Here is a 15,375-nt window from a genome sequence, read left to right as displayed (position 1 = left end):
CTCAACTGCTCCCGCTGCTTCCGATGCTCCTGCTGCACCTGCTGTTTCTGCTGCTTTCAACGCCTCAGCTGCGGCACCCTCCGCCCCTGGTACTGCCAGGCGCTCTGGCCAGCAGAGCAGCAGTGACTCGTAGGGCCGGCGGTGCTGGCAGTCCTGCAGTGCAGCAGTGTGTGGGGTTGGGGTTGGGGTCGGGGTCGGGGCCAAAACGAAAAACGCGCCGCCCTCTTCGGCGACGCGTTTCCATGCTGCGGGTCCTGCTATGGGTCTTCGATCAGACCGCGGCGACTTCCTGGCGCTTGGCGGGCTGCGCAAAGCGCTCGCCAAGGGTACGCAGCTCGACGAACTCGTTCGCCTTGAGCTCAGGGTACCGATCCTGCAGGTAAACCATGGTGTTGTCGAACCACTCCTTCTGGTCTACCGGGTGACATCCGATCACCCCGCACTGCATGATCTGCTGGAACATCTCGTCACGGGCCTCCTGATACGGAGAGGGCACCATGGCGTCACGACGCGGACGAAGCTTGGGCTTGGCCATTTCCTCTGGGTAGTGCGTCCAACACGCTGACCGGCGATTCCGGTACAGCATACAAAAGCTAACTGATGAGACACCCGGATCCTAGGGGCGGAACGCCGTTTGCCACATCGTCGGATGGGCCGACACCTCTTCTACGGCATCCAGGCCTCAATCGCTGACGCCAATGCCGCAGGCGCCAGCTCGGGAACCAGCTCACCGGCGGGCGTGCCGGCCACCACGGGAACCAGACGGCAGCCCGGCAGCAGCGCCCGCCAGCGCGCTATCCTCTCAACCGGTGAGCCGTCTTCCGCGTCACCCGAGTGACGGCGGCCGGCGGCAGCGCGATCCTCCGACGCGCCTCCGGGCCGCGCGCTGCACCAGAGCAGGACCTCGGTGCGCAGGCCCTCGAGCGCCACGCGTGACGTTTCGTCCAGCGTGATGCCGCTGGCCAGTTGCAGCAGGCGCCCGGCACCGTCGGGCCCCACAAAGGGCGCCAGATGCCGCGCCAGGACCAGATCGGTCAACGCCTGGCCTTCGGGCATGGCACGCGCCAGAAACGGCTCGAGCAGCGGTCTCGCGCCAAAAAGACTGTGGGACGACAGCGCCGCGGTCACGGTGCTGCGCTGCAGCTGGCGAACGGCCGGTCCCGGCAGATCGTCCGGGTCCAGCGGATCCACGAGCAGCAGGCGCTGCACGCGGTCGGGTGCGCGCAGCGCCAGCAGCAGGGCCACCAGCGCGCCCAGCCCCACCCCCACCACCATGCCGGGTGCCGCCCGCAGCGCCAGCAGCGCCAGTTCCACGTGGGCTGCCTGATCCGCGGGACTGGTGCCGCGCTCACCGGGCGAGACCGACTCCCCAAAGCCCAGCAGATCCATGGCCAGCACCGTCGCTCCCTGCTCGGCGAGACGGGGCGCGACCTGGCGCCAGAGAAAGGTGCTGGTGCCGAAGCCATGCAGCAGCACCACGGGCGCGCCGCCGTAGCCCGTGCGCTCCACATGCAGCGACTGCCCGGGGGCCGCGCCGGTCAGCGGAACGTAGAGGTGATCGGTGTACATGCGTGACAGGAAGCAGGCCGCCGGAGCATGGCGTCAGGATAGCGCCAAGGGCTGCGCGTTGCCTAGTTTCCACGCAGCCTGTCTGGCGCTGCGGGGCTCGCATGGCGAGGCTCGCAGTGCATCTCCCCACCGAAGCACCGGCCCGGCCGGTCTGCACCAGGAGCACGCGTGGCCAAGGTTTCGCCCAAGAAGAAGTCGAACACCGGATTCCTCGCCGTCATCGGCATCATCCTGATTGCCGGCGGCGCCGGCATCTGGACCAGCATGACCAAGAAGCCGGTGTCCATCGAGGCCGCGCCCGGCGCGCCGCTGCCCGAGGCCCAGGGCTATCTGCGTGGCAATCCCGATGCACCCATCACCATCGCGGAGTTCGCCGACTTCGAATGCCCGGGCTGTGGCCAGTTCGCCACCCTGCAGGGTCCCGATATCAAGTCGCGCATCATCGATGCCGGCCTCGCCAACTTCCGCTTCTACGACTTCCCGCTCACGTCCATTCACCCGAACACCATTTCGGCGCACATGGCGGCCGCCTGCGCGAGCGATCAGGGCAAGTTCTGGGAAATGCACGACCTGATCTTTGCCGGGCAGTACGACTGGAACGGTCAGGCCACGAGCAATCCGCGCAAGTTCATGGACAGCTACGCACAGCAGCTCGGGCTCGACATGAAGGCCTTCGGGGAGTGCTTCGATACGCAGAAGCATCTGCCGCGCATCCAGGCCAACGCGAAGATGGGCACGGAGCGCGGCGTCGGATCCACGCCCACGCTCATGATCAACAACCGCATCTACGCGGGTGGCCTCACGGCCGATCAGATCAAGAAGATCGTGGACTCGCTGGTCGCCGCAGCCCCCGCGGCCGCGCCTGCGGCTGCACCCGCCGCCGACAAGTAAGCGCGCGTTACGCCTGCCGCCGTCGCGCGGCGGCTTCAGCCAGACGAAGGGCCGCAGTTGGCGCCGCCGGTTCCATGACCGGCGGCGCGTTGTTTTGCGGGTCGCCGGTCACCACACGCTCGCTTGCCGTACGCTCGCTCGTCGGCCGCAGTCCTTCGCCGAGCGCCACCAGCGCGCGCGTCACCACCACCGACGCCAGCGGATCGGGCAGCGTCAGTTCGCGCACATAAATGTCGAGCGCCCGCTCGTAGCCGATTTCCGGCGCCAGCGTGTCCACGAAATGCAGCGCATTCTCCACGTGCGTGCGAATGAGCGCTTCTTCGGCACGCGCCTGCGCAAGCCGCACGCGCTGCTCGGCATCGGCCGAGAGCTTGCGGGGAAACAGGGATTCGGGGAACAGGCGATTCAGCATCGACATACGCTTCCTGACGATACTCACCGGCCACGAGTTTCGTTCGTGACCGGTGTCACAGCGGCTGCACACTTCGTCAAGAATTGCCCGTCCGTTACGCGCGTCGCCCGCCGGGCTGCGCCATAACGACCGGTCTCGGCCTCAGGACTCCGTGGCCTCGTACTGCGCCTTGAGCGAGTTCACCACACTGGGGTCGGCCAGCGTGGTGGTGTCACCCAGCGCGCGGCCCTCGGCAATGTCACGCAACAGGCGGCGCATGATCTTGCCCGAACGTGTCTTGGGCAGGTCCGCACTGAAGAGAATGTCGTCGGGCCGCGCCAGGGCGCCGATTTTCAGTGCCACATGTTCACGCAACTCGTCGCGCAGCGCGGCACTCTGCGTAAAGCCGGCGCGCAGCGTGACAAACGCGGCAATGGCCTGCCCCTTGAGCTCATGCGACTTGCCCACCACCGCCGCCTCGGCCACCGAGGGGTGATCCACCAGCGCGCTTTCCACTTCCATGGTGCCGATGCGATGACCGGACACGTTCAGCACGTCGTCCACACGGCCCAGAATCCACAGGTACCCGTCGTCGTCGCGCTTGGCGCCGTCACCGGGGAAGTAGAGGTCGGGGCGACCGGGCCACTTGCTGAAGTAGGTGTCCACGTAGCGCTGATCGTCACCCCAGATGGTGCGCAGCATGCTGGGCCAGGGCCGCGTGATGGCCAGCAGGCCGCCACCGGTCTGCACCTCGTTGCCCTGCGTGTCCAGCAGCGTGGCATGCACGCCGGGGAAGGGTACGGTGGCGGAACCGGGCTTGGTGGCGGTCACGCCGGGCAGCGGCGAGATCATGATGCCGCCGGTTTCCGTCTGCCACCACGTGTCGACAATGGGGCAGCGTTCCTTGCCGATGGTCTTGTGATACCAGATCCACGCCTCCGGATTGATGGGCTCACCCACGGAGCCCAGCAAGCGCAGCTGCGACAGATCGTGCTTCTCCACGTAGGCCGTGCCCCACTTCATGAACGCGCGAATGGCCGTGGGTGCCGTGTAGAAGATCGTCACGCCGTAGCGTTCGCAGATCTGCCAGAACCTGTCCTTGTCCGGCCAGTCGGGCGCGCCCTCGTACACGATGCAGGTGGCGCCATTGGCCAGCGGGCCGTACACCAGATACGAGTGTCCCGTAATCCAGCCGATGTCGGCCGTGCACCAGTACACGTCTTCTTCCTTGAGGTCGAACACGTACTTGGTCGTGGAGGCCACGCCGGTGAGATAGCCGCCCGTGGTGTGCACGATGCCCTTGGGCTTGCCCGTCGTACCCGACGTGTAGAGGATGAACAACACATCCTCGGCGTCCATGGGCTCGGGTTCGCAGTACTTGGGCACCTGACGCTTGAGACGGTGCCACCAGTGATCGCGGCCGTCCTGCATCTCGGCAAAGGTTTCGTCGCCCACGCTGCTGCGGCGGCGCATGATGACGAGCACGTTCTCGATGCTGGGGCAGGCCTTGAGCGCTTCGTCGGCGTTGCGCTTGAGCGGCACCATCTGCCCGCGGCGATAACCACCATCGGCGGTGATGAGCAGCTTGCAGCCACAGTCGTTGATGCGGTCGCGCAGCGACTCCGGCGAGAAGCCGCCAAACACCACGGTGTGAATGGCGCCGATGCGCGCGCAGGCCAGCATGGCAATGACCGCCTCGGCGATCATGGGCAGATAGATGGCGACGCGGTCGCCCTTCTTGATGCCCAGCTTCTTGAGCATGTTGGCCGCGAGATTCACTTCGCGGTACAGGTCCCAGTAGGTCCAGGTGCGTCGGTCTCCGGGCTCGCCTTCCCAGATGAGGGCGGCCTTGTTGCGACGCGGGCCATGGATGTGCCGGTCCACGCAGTTCACCGACACATTGAGTTTTCCGCCCTGGAACCACTTGGCATGCGGCGGCGTCCACTCGCACACCGAATCCCAGGACTTCATCCAGTCCAGCGTGGCCGCTTCACGCGCCCAGAACTGCTCGGGATTGAGGGCCGCATCCTCGTGCAGGCGCGGCGTGGCCACGTGCGCGGCCGCGCGAAAGGCGTCGGACGGCGGAAAGGAACGGTGCTCCTGCAGGAGGACGTCGATATCGCTCATGATGGCGGACCGGGTGGGAGGCGCCGAATGGGCCGGCAATGGAGACATCAGGGGCACGCGCGCGCCCTCAGTGTCGGTCGCGTGCGTGCACCCCACCCGCTAATGTAGAGCGATGCCGATGCCCGACGAAACCGGCGCGACCACTCTCGCGTCCCCCGATGCCACCGTGCAGGCGCACGGCCTGGTGCGGGCCTTCGGTCGTCGGCGTGCGGTCCACGAGGTGTCGCTGGCCCTCGGCGCCGGGGAATGTCTGGCCCTCTTTGGGCCCAATGGAGCCGGCAAGACCACCTTGCTGCGCCTGTTGGGGGGGCTGCTCAAGCCCACCCGCGGTCAGGTCACGCTCATGGGCACACCGCTGCCCGGCTCCGGGGCCACGCGTCGGCTGGTGGGGCTCATCAGTCACCACAGCATGCTCTACCCGGCGCTCACCGTGCGCGAGAACCTGCACTTTGCCGCCGAGTGTCAGGGCGTGCCCGACGCCGCCGCGGCCACCACTCGGGTGCTCGAGCTGCTGCGGGTGCGCGACCGGGAACACATGCCCGTGCGTTTCCTGAGCCGTGGTCTGCAGCAGCGGGTGAGCATCGCGCGCGCGCTGGTGCACGGCCCGCGGCTCGTGCTGCTGGACGAGCCCTACACCGGGCTCGACGAAGTGGGGGCGCTGGCCTTCACGCAGGCGCTGCGCGCGCTCAAGGCCGAAGGGGCCACGCTGGTGCTGGTCACGCACAACCTCGTCGAAGGCCTGACGCTGGCGTCGCGGGCCGTCATCATGCGCGACGGCGCCTTTGTGCACGACGAGCCGGCGCCGCCCGAGGGCTTTGATCTCGCCGCCTTCCAGCGTCGCTATCGCGATCTGGTGCACGAGGGACTGACGGCGTGAGTGCGGTGTCGCCGGCGCTTCCGCCGTCATTTCTGCGTGATGCCTGGCGCATTGCGCGCAAGGATCTGCTCATCGAGTTCCGCACGCGCAGCGCCTTTCTGGCCGCCGCGGTGTTTGCGGTGCTGTCGGTGGTCATTTTCCGATTCACCTGGGACCCTACCGCCATCCCGGCCATGGATCTGGCGCCGGGAGTGCTCTGGGTGATCTTCACGTTTTCGGGCCTGCTGGGACTCAACCGCTCGTTCGGACTGGAACTGGCCGAACGGGCCTACGACGGCCTGCTGGCCAGCCAGGTGTCGCGGGAGTCGGTGTTTGCCGGCAAGGTGCTCGGCAACCTGGTGTTCGTCTGCGGCATTCAGCTGTTGACGCTTCCGGCGGTCGTGCTGTTCTTCGATCTTCCGGTGGGTGGGGCCTGGCTGCTGCTGCTGGTCATCCTGCTGCTGGCGTCGCTGGGGCTCGCGGCGGTGGGCACCCTGTTCGCGGCGGTTGCATCCAACACGCGACTGGCCGAACTGCTGCTGCCCATGATGACGCTGCCGTTCTTCGTGCCGCTGGTGCTGCCGGCGGCGCAGGCCTCGGCGGTCATTCTGCGCGGGCTGCCGGCATCGGATGCGGCGGCCTGGCTCAAGGTGTTGGTGGCGTTCGATCTGGTCTTCGTGTCGGCCTGTGTGGCCGTCTTTCCGTTCACGATCGAGGAGTAGCGTATGGCGTCGTCCGTGACGACCGCTGAGCGCATGGAACTGCCGGCGCGGGTGCGACCGGTGGACGGGTTCCTGCTGGTGTCGTTGGTGCTGGTGGCGGCGGCCTGTGTGCGCGCCATCTGGTTCACGCCGGTGGATGCCATGCTGGGTGCGGCGCAGAAGATCTTCTACGTGCACGTGCCGGCGGCCATTGCGGGCCTGTACATCGCCTGCGGCCTGCTCGCGGTGGCCAGCATAGGCTACCTGTGGATCAAGGACGAGCGTCTCGACCGTCTGGCCGAGGCCAGCGCCGAGGTGGGTCTGCTGTTCATGGGCGTGGTGCTTGTGACCGGTCCCATCTGGGCGCGCACGAGCTGGGGCACCTGGTGGGCGTGGGAAGCACGCATTACCAGCACGCTGTTCCTCTGGTTGCTGGTGCTGGGCTATCTCGTGCTGCGTGGTGCGGTGGAAAGCGCCGAAAGCCGCGCCCGCCTCTCGGCCGTCATGGGTTCGCTGGCGGCGCTGCTGGTGCCCTTCATTCATCTCACCGTGCGGCTGTTCCGTGGCATGCATCCGGGGCCGGTGGTGCTCAAGCCCGAGAAGCCGTCGCTGCCGCCGGAAATGGCCATTACCTTCGGCCTCGCGTCCGTGGCGTTCATTCTGCTGTTCTTCGCCTTGCTGCGCATGCGTTTCCGTTGGGCGGGCCTGCGCAATGCGCAGGCCGAGCTGGAGGCGGTCTGATGCTGCTGCCCCTGCTGCTGCGCGTGGCGCAGGACACAACCGCCTACGTGGCGCGTCCCAGCGGACCGCCGGACACGGTGTCGTACATGTGGGCCGGCTATGCCGTGGCCCTGCTGTGCTTTGGTGGCTACATCGTGATGATGGCGCGGCGCATTGCGCGAACCCAGGCGGCGCTTGACGCGTCCGCGCTCGACGCGTCGTCGCGCGCCGGCGGCTCCACTTCGCGGTGAGATGAACAGCGCGGGTCGTTTGCCGGCACACCTGGCCGGCCTGCGCATTGCCGTCACGCGTGCAACCGAACGCGGCGGCCCGCTGGCCGAGGCGCTGCGCCGCCTTGGGGCCACCGTGCACGAGGTGCCGCTCACGCGCATCGAAACACTGGACCTCGCGCCGCTGCATGCGGCTGTGGGGCGGCTGGCGCAGTACGACTGGATTCTGCTCACCAGTGTGAACGCGGTGGAGCATCTCGCGCGCGTGGTGCACGAGCGGCAGGCGCAGGCCGCCATGGCCACGCGGCGACTGGCCGTGGTGGGTGACGCCACCGCGCGCGCCGCCGATGAGCAGGGCTGGCGCACACCTACCGTGCAGCCCGAGCGCTCGCAGGCCGAAGGCGTGCTGGATGCCCTGGCCGAGCGCACGGACATCGAGGGCAGCCGGGTGCTGTACCCCTGCGCGGCCGGGGCGCGCGATGTGCTGCCCGACGGGCTGCGCGCGCTGGGCGCCGAGGTGGATGTGATTCCGGTGTACCGCTCGGCCAGTGACCCGGAGGGACAGGCGCGGCTGGCGGCCCTCGTTCGCGAGCAGGCGCTGGATCTGGTGACCGTGGCCGCGCCGAGCGCCGTGGACGCCCTGCTCGACGCCCTCGCGCCCGAACAGGCCGGGCGTCTGCCTCTGGCCTGCATTGGACCGGTCACCTCACGCGCCGCGCGTGTGGCCGGCTTTCCGGTGAAAGTGGAAAGCACGGCGCCCACCGTGGAGGGTTGGGTGCGCGCCATCGTGCAGGCGCATGCGGCCACGCCAAACAGGACGGAGTCGTCCAAGGCGGAGTCGACCGGGAACGGTTAAGTTGCGGGGATGCCTTCCGCACCACTCCGAATCGGGACCCGCAGTTCCGCTCTCGCGCTCGTGCAGGCCCGCCAGGTGGCGGCACTGCTGGCCGCCCGGGGCGTGACCACCGAGCTGGTCACCTACACCACCATTGGCGATCGCATTCTCGACCGCCCCCTCGCGGCCATTGGCGAGAAAGGGCTGTTCACCGCCGAACTCGAAGCCGACCTGCGCACGCACCGCATCGACTGTGCGGTGCATTCGCTGAAAGACCTGCCCACCGCCGATCCTGAGGGGCTGGTGATCGTGGCCCTGCTCGAGCGCGAGGACCCGCGTGATGCGCTGGTGGTGCGTGAGGGCGTAGCGGCCACCTCGCTGGCAACACTGCCCGAGGGTGCACGTGTGGGTACCTCGTCGCTGCGGCGGCGCGCGCAGCTGCGGGCGCTGCGTCCCGATCTCGATGTGGTGGACCTGCGTGGCAATGTGGGCACGCGCCTGCGCAAGCTGGACGAAGGGCAGATGGATGCGGCCGTGCTGGCGGCGGCAGGGCTCAAGCGTCTCGAGCTGGGGCATCGCATCACGGCGCTGCTGGATGCACCTGAGTGGCTGGGGGCGCCGGGGCAGGGGGCCGTGGCCGTACAGGCCCGTGCCGACGATGCCGCCATGCTGGAAATACTGCGCACCTTGGACCACGCCGAAACGCGTCAGGCCGTTGCCGCTGAGCGCGCGCTGCTGGCCGCGCTCGAGGGCGGCTGTCAGGTGCCCATCGGGGCGGCCACGCTGCACGAGGCCGAGTATGGACTCATGCTGCATGCCATGGTGGCCAGTCTTGATGGCGAAAGTGTGCTGCGTGGCGGCTTGCCCGTCACGCTCGACGCGCCGGCGGAAAGTGGACGTGAGCTCGCGCGGCAGTTGCTGGCGGCTGGCGGCGCCGACATTCTGGCCGGCGTGCGTGCCAACGCCACCACGCATTCTGCAACCCCATCCTCACCGGCCAGCTGATGAGTGAACCCTCCATGCTGTCCGACGAGATGCTGTTTGGTCTCGAGCCCTCGCGTTCGCCCGTGCGTTTGCGCCGACTGCGCCGCACCGAAGCGCTGCGTCGCGTGGTGCGTGAAACACGATTGAACGCGGCGCAATTCATCTGGCCGCTGTTCGTGCGTTCGGGCACTGGCCTGCGCACGCCCATCGGCTCCATGCCGGGCGTGTTTCAGACCTCGGTTGATGAACTGGTGAAGGACGCCGGTCGCGCCGTGGAAGCGGGCATTGGTGGGGTGCTGCTCTTTGGCATTCCCGACCAAAAGGACAGCGTGGGCTCGTCGGCCTGGGATCCGCACGGTCCGGTGGCCGAAGGGGTGCGCGCCATCAAGGCCGCATATCCGCGGTTGCTCGTCATCACCGACGTGTGCATGTGCGAGTACACCGACCACGGGCACTGCGGCGTGCTCACCGGCGATGGCGACGTGGACAACGACGCCACGCTCGAGCTGCTGGCGCGCGAAGCGGTGGCGCACGCCGAGGCGGGCGCGGACATCATCGCCCCCAGTGACATGATGGATCATCGGGTGGGTCGTCTGCGCGAAGCGCTCGACGAAGCCGGTTTTTCGCACCTGCCCATCATGAGCTATGCGGCCAAGTACGCGTCGGCCTTTTATGGCCCGTTTCGTGAGGCGGCCGAGAGCACGCCGAGCTTTGGCGACCGGCGCAGCTATCAGATGGATCCATCCAATGCCCGCGAAGCGTTACGGGAAGTGCGGCAGGACGTGGCCGAGGGGGCGGACATCCTGATGGTCAAACCCGCAGGTGCCTACCTCGACATCATTGCCGCCGTGAAGCAGGACACCGGTCTGCCGCTGGCTGCCTATCAGGTGAGCGGTGAGTACTCGATGATCAAGGCCGCCGCCGAGCGCGGCTGGATTGACGGGGACCGGGCCATGATGGAATCGCTGGTGGCCATTGCGCGCGCCGGCGCCGACCTGATCATCACCTATTTTGCCCTCGACGCGGCTGCGGCTCTGCGCGCGCGCTGATCGTCGACGGGCTTCGCTGAATTCGGAGCACTCTGATGTTGCACAACCCCTGGCACGACATTCCGTCGGGCAAGCACCCGCCGGAACAGGTCACGGCCATCATCGAGATCCCCTCGGGATCGCGCAACAAGTACGAGCTGGACAAGGACACGGGGCATTTCAAGCTCGATCGTGTGCTGTATTCGGCCGTGCACTATCCGGGCGACTACGGCTTCATCCCGCGCACGCTGCACGAGGACAACGACCCGCTCGATGTGCTCGTGAAGATCAACGAGCCCACCTTCCCGGGCTGCCAGATCAGTGCGCGTCCCATCGGCGTACTCACCATGCTCGACAAGGGCGAGCCCGACGACAAGATCCTCGCCGTGCCGTCAGACGATCCGTACTACGCCGATGTGTTCGACATCGCCGATGTGTCGCCGCACTATCTCAAGGAAGTCGAGCACTTCTTCTTCATCTACAAGGATCTCGAGGGCAAGCGCATGGAGATCACGGGATGGAAGAACTCCGTGGCCGCCATCGAGATCATTGCGGCCAGCATGCAGCGCTACAATCAGACGTTCAACACCTGAACGCCTGGTGCAAGGCCGGGCTCACGCCGCGCGAAACACCAGCGCGGCGTTGATGCCTCCGAAGCCGAAGGAATTGGACAGCACGGTCTGGGGCGTGAGCTGGCGCCCCTCGTTGCGAATGTAATCCAGGTCGCAGGCCGCGTCGGGCGTCTCCAGATTGACCGTGGGTGGCGCCCAGCCACGCGAGACCGCCAGCGCGCTGATGGCCGCCTCGAAGGCGCCGCTCGCGCCCAGCGCGTGACCGTAGTAGCCCTTGGTGCCGGACACCGGCACCGCGTCGGCATGCGCGCCGAACACCTGACGAATGGCCAGCGTTTCCGTGGGGTCGTTGAGCGGCGTGCTGCTGCCATGCGCGTTGATGTACTGCACGTCGCTCACGTCAGCCTCGGCATCCTGCAGTGCGAGGCGCATGCAGCGCGCCGCCTGCGATCCGTCGGGGCGCGGCGCGGTCATGTGATGGGCGTCATTGGTGGTGCCGTAGCCTGCCAGTTCGCCGTAGATGCGAGCGCCGCGCGCCACGGCGTGATCCCAGGCTTCCAGCAGCAGCACCGCCGATCCTTCGCCCATCACGAAACCATCGCGGTTGGCGTCGAAGGGGCGTGACGCGCGCGCCGGATCATCGTTGCGGGTGCTCATGGCGCGAATGAGCGCAAAGGCGCCAAAACACAGCGTGGCCAGCGGGGCCTCGGCGCCACCGGCCAGCATGACATCGGCGTAGCCATCGCGGATTTGCCGCATGGCCTCACCAATGGCCATCGCGCCCGAGGCGCAGCTCATGGCGTTGGTGCAATTGGGCCCGCTGATGCCGAACTCGATGGCCATGTTGCAGCTGGCCGAGCCACCGAACACCGCAAGGGCAAGAGTGGCATCCACGTCGCGCAACCCACCCTGCTGGAATCGCGCCGCCTGCTCCTCGGCATAGGCCACGCCGCCCAGCGCCGTGCCCATCATCGCCCCCGCGCGGTCACGGTCCACACTGTCGAGAGACAATGCACCGTCGGCGAGCGCCATCTGCGCAGAGGCCACCGCAAACTGACTGAAGCGATCGAGACGCTTCACGCGCCGAGCGTCGATCCACCGTGCCGCGTCGAAGTCGGGCACCTCGGCGGCGCACTGCGAACGGAAGATGTTCACATCAAAGCGTGTGGCCCGCGTGACGGCCGATCGGCGCGCCTGCAGGCCCTGCCAGAAGGCATCCACCCCCGTGCCGATGGGCGTGACACAACCAATGCCCGTGATGGCCACGCGACGTCGCGGGCTGCTGAGGCGGCTCATTGAGGCTCCGGTGAAGTCGGATGAGTGGCAACCGTGCTGCGTGACGGGCTGGTGGCCTGCGGCGAAGCATCCCGCTCGGCATTCCGCTCGGCCGCACGGCCAAGTCCGGCCAGCGTGCGGGAGGCAATGCCGTGCACAAACACGGGCGCGATGACGCGGGTGGCCGCGAACGAGCCAATGAGTGGCCAGGCCGGTCCGTTCCAGGTGTGCACAATGCGGGTGAGAGTACCGCCTTCCTGCGGCGTGAAGCTCCACTCCACATCCATGTGTGTGGTGACCCCACCAATGTGGCGAAAACGCACCCAGGGCACGTCGTGATCGACCGCCATTTCCGAAAGCCACCAGGTGGGCCAGTTGAGTGGGCCGAAGGGCCGGTTGGCGGCCATCTCCACGATGCCCCCGCCATCACTGCGCCGCTCACGCATGCGCACGAAGCGATAGTGCGCGAGATGCGTGGGCCAGCCTTCCACCTCACGCGCCAGCGCGAAGATGACCGGTACCGGCGCGCGGATGAGCAACTCGTCCACGGTGACCACGAGTCGATCCGTGGGCGGCGCATCAAGGCGGAAGGGACTCGTCATGACGGTTGAGAGGTGGTGGGGGCGGGCTGCCAATACGCTGAAAGACGAAAGCCCGGGGTTTGCCGCACGGTGGCGTGACATCCGGTGGCCTCGTACACCAGCGCCTCGAGTTCGCGCCGCGTGAAACCGCGTCGCACCGAGAGGGCGCCGTCGTGTCGGCTGACGGGATGAAAGCCAAGCGCAAAGGACGCAGACCAGATGCCGGCCACGGCCAGCCAGCTGCGGCGCAGATCGCCGACGATGACGGCGCGCCGCGCCACGCGGGTGCATTCCCGCAACAGGGCGTGCGCCTCCTGGCCCTCGAAGTGATGCAGCACCTGCGAACAGGTCACCACATCAATGCTGCGATCCGCGAAGGGAAGGGCAAAGGCCGAGGCACAGCATACGCTGTCGCAGCGCGCGGAGGCGGCCACGGCAATGGGCACGATGCGCTCGAGACCGATGCTGCGCAGCGTCACGCCACGCTGGGCCGCGCGCCGTGCGGCGGCCGCGGGAATGTCGCCGAGTCCCGTGCCGATGTCGAGCAGGGACCAGCGTGTGGGCGCGCCAGGCTCGCGCCAGAGGGCGTCGAGCGCGCTCAGCACCGCATGCCGCCCGCCGAAGAGACGATTGGCCAGGGCCACGTCGCGCAGGGAACGCAGCGCGAGGGCCGGGTCGGCATCGGGCGCATCGAGCATCTCGTGCCCGCGGGCCCGTGCCGGTGTCAGCATGTGCTTCCGCTGTCCCGTCAGCGCTCGAGGGTGGCGTAGCCACCGCGATAGTACAGCAGCGGTTTCCCGTCACCCACCTCGGCGTGCTCCACCTCGCCAATGACGATGACATGATCGCCGGACGGATGGCGGGCCACGATGCGGCACTGCAGCCAGGCGAGCACGTCGTCGAGCACCGGCGCGCCATTGCGGCCCTCGTGAAAGCCGATGCCGGCAAAGCGATCATGCACCACACCGGCAAAGCGCCGCGAGACGGCCTCCTGTGTGCTGCTCAGCACATTTACCGCGAAGTGCTCGGCGGTGGCCATGAGCGGCGCCATGGTGGCGTTGTTGGCCACACACACCAGCACCAGCGGCGGATCGAGCGAAAGCGAACTGAAGGCACTCACGGTCATGCCATGCGGTGTGCCGTCGGCATCACGCGTGGTGACCACCGTGACGCCGGTGGCGAAGCGCCCCAACACGGCGCGAAAGAGGTCCTGATCGATCATGACGAAGTGAGGAGCAGCGGGAAGCTCAGGTCTGCGGCGACGCGGCGCCGGTGACGAAGCGCCAGAGCGTAGCGGGATGCAGCACTGCGGTTGGTGGCACCACGCCACCGGTGGCGCCCACGAGCAGGTCCGCCAGCTCGGGGCGTCGGGTCATGGTGCGACCGAAGTGATCGAGCAGTGGCGGAGCGGCTACTGCAAGACCAATGAGGCGTTCAATCCACCACTTGCCTCGCAGCGCTCGGCGGCGCGTGTCGTCGTAGGCGGAGAGGGCGCGGCGCGCCGACTGCGTGCCGGGTGCGCGCAGCGCGTCCACGGCGTGCTGCACCAGCAGCTCGCCACCCTTGAGCGCCGACTTGATGCCTTCCCCGGTGAAGGGGTCGAAGAAATCGGCCGCGTCGCCGGTGAGCAACGCACCGGGATGCCAGGCGCGTTTCGCGAAGGAGCCGAATGGCCCGGTGGTGCGCACCGGCGAAACACGCGTGGCGCCGCGGAAGCGCGCGGCCAGGGCCGGATCGGCGTCGAGCCAAGCCCGCTGCAGCGCCTCGGGATTGCCGGCTGCGTTCTTCGCGGCCCGTGCCCCAAGCACGAGCGCGACATTGGTGACGCCGCCGCTCACCTGTGCGAGCCCCACGTAGCCATCCCGGCGCACGTGCATTTCGCCCATGGCGCCCATGTCGGCCACACCGTCGAAGTGTGCCACGAAGGCGTAGCGGCGGGGCCAGCGCGCCCGATGCGCGAGCCCCAACTGCCGCGAGGCCAGTGAGCGCAGGCCGTCGGCGCCAATGACCAGATCGGCACGAATGACGTGCGGCGTGTTGCCGCGATCCGATCGTCCACCGCGTGGCATCAGCTCGGCGCCAGTCACCACACCCTGCTCCTGGAGCACACGATGCAGACCCATGCCCTCGATGACCTGCACGCCGGCGGCGCGGGCACGATCGAGCAGCAGCGGATCGAGCAGCTGGCGCTGCACACCAAGTCCACCATCGCGGATGCCACGGAACGGATGGCGCCCCGAGAACTCGCCGTGAATGCGTCCACCGTTGGGCGTGTGCACCACCATGCCGGCAAGACGCGCGGCGCCGCCGGCCTCGATGGCCGCGAGGGCCCCCATGCGCTCGAGAATGGGCAGGGCCCCGGGACCCACATACTCGGCGCAGGCCTTGGCGCGCGGAAAGTGCGCCTTGTCCACCAGCACCACGTCGAGACCGGCCTCGCGGCAATGCCAGGCCGCTGACGCTCCGGCCGGTCCGCCGCCGATCACCAGCACCTGGGTGCGCGTTGGCCACCCCGACCTTGGCTCGGCGCTCGTTGCGGCGCCGACATGTCTGTCGGTGTGCTGCGACCGGATATGCGAGTTGGATTCTGGCATGGTCATGTCAGATGAACGCAC

At 67.9% G+C, this 15,375-nt stretch carries 18 protein-coding genes; 9 read left to right on the top strand and 9 right to left on the bottom strand.

The window, feature by feature from the left end; all coding sequences use genetic code 11:
- Positions 1 to 271: 271 nt before the first annotated feature.
- The gene (locus B2747_RS18350) at positions 272 to 535 is read right to left on the bottom strand and encodes a hypothetical protein (protein ID WP_291164435.1); all 264 of its coding nucleotides are present in this window, start codon (positions 533 to 535) and stop codon (positions 272 to 274) included.
- 131 nt (positions 536 to 666) lie between these two features.
- On the bottom strand, positions 667 to 1,569 hold the full coding sequence (locus tag B2747_RS18345) for an alpha/beta fold hydrolase (protein ID WP_291164432.1): 903 nt from the start codon (positions 1,567 to 1,569) through the stop codon (positions 667 to 669).
- A 168-nt stretch (positions 1,570 to 1,737) separates the two neighbouring features.
- Here B2747_RS18345 and B2747_RS18340 point away from each other — a divergent pair, with 168 nt between their 5' ends.
- On the top strand, positions 1,738 to 2,460 hold the full coding sequence (locus B2747_RS18340; protein WP_291164430.1) for a DsbA family protein: 723 nt from the start codon (positions 1,738 to 1,740) through the stop codon (positions 2,458 to 2,460).
- Between the two features lie 7 nt (positions 2,461 to 2,467).
- Here B2747_RS18340 and B2747_RS18335 read toward each other — a convergent pair whose 3' ends face one another.
- A complete protein-coding gene (locus B2747_RS18335; RefSeq protein ID WP_291164428.1) occupies positions 2,468 to 2,872 on the bottom strand; it encodes a hypothetical protein in 405 nt (134 codons plus the stop codon).
- Between the two features lie 141 nt (positions 2,873 to 3,013).
- Positions 3,014 to 4,978 carry an acetate--CoA ligase gene (gene acs / locus B2747_RS18330; protein ID WP_291164425.1) on the bottom strand — a complete coding sequence of 655 codons (1,965 nt, stop codon included), beginning with the start codon at positions 4,976 to 4,978 and terminating at the stop codon, positions 3,014 to 3,016.
- 112 nt (positions 4,979 to 5,090) lie between these two features.
- Between acs and ccmA the strand changes: the two genes are divergently transcribed.
- From ccmA to B2747_RS18290, 8 genes are read left to right on the top strand one after another with little or no spacing between them, the layout of a single operon-like run.
- Entirely contained in the window at positions 5,091 to 5,855 is a 765-nt protein-coding gene (gene ccmA, locus B2747_RS18325; RefSeq protein ID WP_291164423.1) for a heme ABC exporter ATP-binding protein CcmA, read from the top strand.
- Positions 5,852 to 6,556 carry a heme exporter protein CcmB gene (locus tag B2747_RS18320; protein WP_291164421.1) on the top strand — a complete coding sequence of 235 codons (705 nt, stop codon included), beginning with the start codon at positions 5,852 to 5,854 and terminating at the stop codon, positions 6,554 to 6,556. Before ccmA ends, B2747_RS18320 begins: the two co-directional genes overlap by 4 nt.
- A gap of 3 nt (positions 6,557 to 6,559) precedes the next feature.
- On the top strand, positions 6,560 to 7,276 hold the full coding sequence (ccsA, locus tag B2747_RS18315; protein ID WP_291164418.1) for a cytochrome c biogenesis protein CcsA: 717 nt from the start codon (positions 6,560 to 6,562) through the stop codon (positions 7,274 to 7,276).
- The gene (locus tag B2747_RS18310; protein WP_291164416.1) at positions 7,276 to 7,506 is read left to right on the top strand and encodes a hypothetical protein; all 231 of its coding nucleotides are present in this window, start codon (positions 7,276 to 7,278) and stop codon (positions 7,504 to 7,506) included. Before ccsA ends, B2747_RS18310 begins: the two co-directional genes overlap by 1 nt.
- Position 7,507: 1 nt before the next feature.
- A complete protein-coding gene (locus tag B2747_RS18305; protein ID WP_291164414.1) occupies positions 7,508 to 8,341 on the top strand; it encodes a uroporphyrinogen-III synthase in 834 nt (277 codons plus the stop codon).
- Between the two features lie 9 nt (positions 8,342 to 8,350).
- Complete coding sequence (hemC, locus tag B2747_RS18300) at positions 8,351 to 9,325, top strand: hydroxymethylbilane synthase (protein WP_291164411.1); 975 nt, start codon at positions 8,351 to 8,353, stop codon at positions 9,323 to 9,325.
- 29 nt (positions 9,326 to 9,354) lie between these two features.
- Entirely contained in the window at positions 9,355 to 10,353 is a 999-nt protein-coding gene (gene hemB / locus B2747_RS18295) for a porphobilinogen synthase (RefSeq protein ID WP_343125926.1), read from the top strand.
- Positions 10,354 to 10,388: 35 nt separating this feature from the next.
- Positions 10,389 to 10,925, top strand: coding sequence for an inorganic diphosphatase (locus B2747_RS18290; protein WP_291164407.1), 537 nt, complete (start codon positions 10,389 to 10,391; stop codon positions 10,923 to 10,925).
- A gap of 21 nt (positions 10,926 to 10,946) precedes the next feature.
- On the opposite strand, the gene fabF is transcribed toward B2747_RS18290, so the two are convergent.
- The 5 genes from fabF to B2747_RS18265 are packed head-to-tail and all read right to left on the bottom strand — an operon-like array spanning position 10,947 to position 15,360.
- Entirely contained in the window at positions 10,947 to 12,200 is a 1,254-nt protein-coding gene (gene fabF / locus B2747_RS18285; protein ID WP_291164404.1) for a beta-ketoacyl-ACP synthase II, read from the bottom strand.
- Positions 12,197 to 12,781 (bottom strand): SRPBCC family protein, encoded by a 585-nt coding sequence (locus B2747_RS18280; RefSeq protein WP_291164401.1) that lies wholly within the window; start codon positions 12,779 to 12,781, stop codon positions 12,197 to 12,199. The genes fabF and B2747_RS18280 overlap by 4 nt, the downstream gene beginning before the upstream one ends.
- Positions 12,778 to 13,491, bottom strand: coding sequence for a methyltransferase domain-containing protein (locus B2747_RS18275; protein WP_291164398.1), 714 nt, complete (start codon positions 13,489 to 13,491; stop codon positions 12,778 to 12,780). The genes B2747_RS18280 and B2747_RS18275 overlap by 4 nt, the downstream gene beginning before the upstream one ends.
- Before the next feature lie 17 nt (positions 13,492 to 13,508).
- Entirely contained in the window at positions 13,509 to 13,982 is a 474-nt protein-coding gene (locus B2747_RS18270; protein WP_291164395.1) for a flavin reductase family protein, read from the bottom strand.
- Positions 13,983 to 14,007: 25 nt separating this feature from the next.
- A complete protein-coding gene (locus B2747_RS18265; protein ID WP_291164392.1) occupies positions 14,008 to 15,360 on the bottom strand; it encodes an NAD(P)/FAD-dependent oxidoreductase in 1,353 nt (450 codons plus the stop codon).
- Between the last annotated feature and the right edge of the window lie 15 nt (positions 15,361 to 15,375).

Source organism: Gemmatimonas sp. UBA7669 (genome assembly GCF_002483225.1).
GTDB lineage: Bacteria > Gemmatimonadota > Gemmatimonadetes > Gemmatimonadales > Gemmatimonadaceae > Gemmatimonas.
Note: the sequence above shows the minus strand (reverse complement) of the source record. Positions and strands in the feature narration are given on the sequence as shown.

Coding starts and splice junctions, on each gene's coding strand:
- B2747_RS18350 (WP_291164435.1), bottom strand. CDS start 535: ATGGCCAAGCCCAAGCTTCGTCCGCGTCGTGACGCCATGGTGCCCTCT.
- B2747_RS18345 (WP_291164432.1), bottom strand. CDS start 1,569: ATGTACACCGATCACCTCTACGTTCCGCTGACCGGCGCGGCCCCCGGG.
- B2747_RS18335 (WP_291164428.1), bottom strand. CDS start 2,872: ATGCTGAATCGCCTGTTCCCCGAATCCCTGTTTCCCCGCAAGCTCTCG.
- acs (WP_291164425.1), bottom strand. CDS start 4,978: ATGAGCGATATCGACGTCCTCCTGCAGGAGCACCGTTCCTTTCCGCCG.
- ccmA (WP_291164423.1), top strand. CDS start 5,091: ATGCCGATGCCCGACGAAACCGGCGCGACCACTCTCGCGTCCCCCGAT.
- ccsA (WP_291164418.1), top strand. CDS start 6,560: ATGGCGTCGTCCGTGACGACCGCTGAGCGCATGGAACTGCCGGCGCGG.
- B2747_RS18310 (WP_291164416.1), top strand. CDS start 7,276: ATGCTGCTGCCCCTGCTGCTGCGCGTGGCGCAGGACACAACCGCCTAC.
- B2747_RS18305 (WP_291164414.1), top strand. CDS start 7,508: ATGAACAGCGCGGGTCGTTTGCCGGCACACCTGGCCGGCCTGCGCATT.
- hemC (WP_291164411.1), top strand. CDS start 8,351: ATGCCTTCCGCACCACTCCGAATCGGGACCCGCAGTTCCGCTCTCGCG.
- hemB (WP_343125926.1), top strand. CDS start 9,355: ATGCTGTTTGGTCTCGAGCCCTCGCGTTCGCCCGTGCGTTTGCGCCGA.
- B2747_RS18290 (WP_291164407.1), top strand. CDS start 10,389: ATGTTGCACAACCCCTGGCACGACATTCCGTCGGGCAAGCACCCGCCG.
- fabF (WP_291164404.1), bottom strand. CDS start 12,200: ATGAGCCGCCTCAGCAGCCCGCGACGTCGCGTGGCCATCACGGGCATT.
- B2747_RS18280 (WP_291164401.1), bottom strand. CDS start 12,781: ATGACGAGTCCCTTCCGCCTTGATGCGCCGCCCACGGATCGACTCGTG.
- B2747_RS18275 (WP_291164398.1), bottom strand. CDS start 13,491: ATGCTGACACCGGCACGGGCCCGCGGGCACGAGATGCTCGATGCGCCC.
- B2747_RS18270 (WP_291164395.1), bottom strand. CDS start 13,982: ATGATCGATCAGGACCTCTTTCGCGCCGTGTTGGGGCGCTTCGCCACC.
- B2747_RS18265 (WP_291164392.1), bottom strand. CDS start 15,360: ATGACCATGCCAGAATCCAACTCGCATATCCGGTCGCAGCACACCGAC.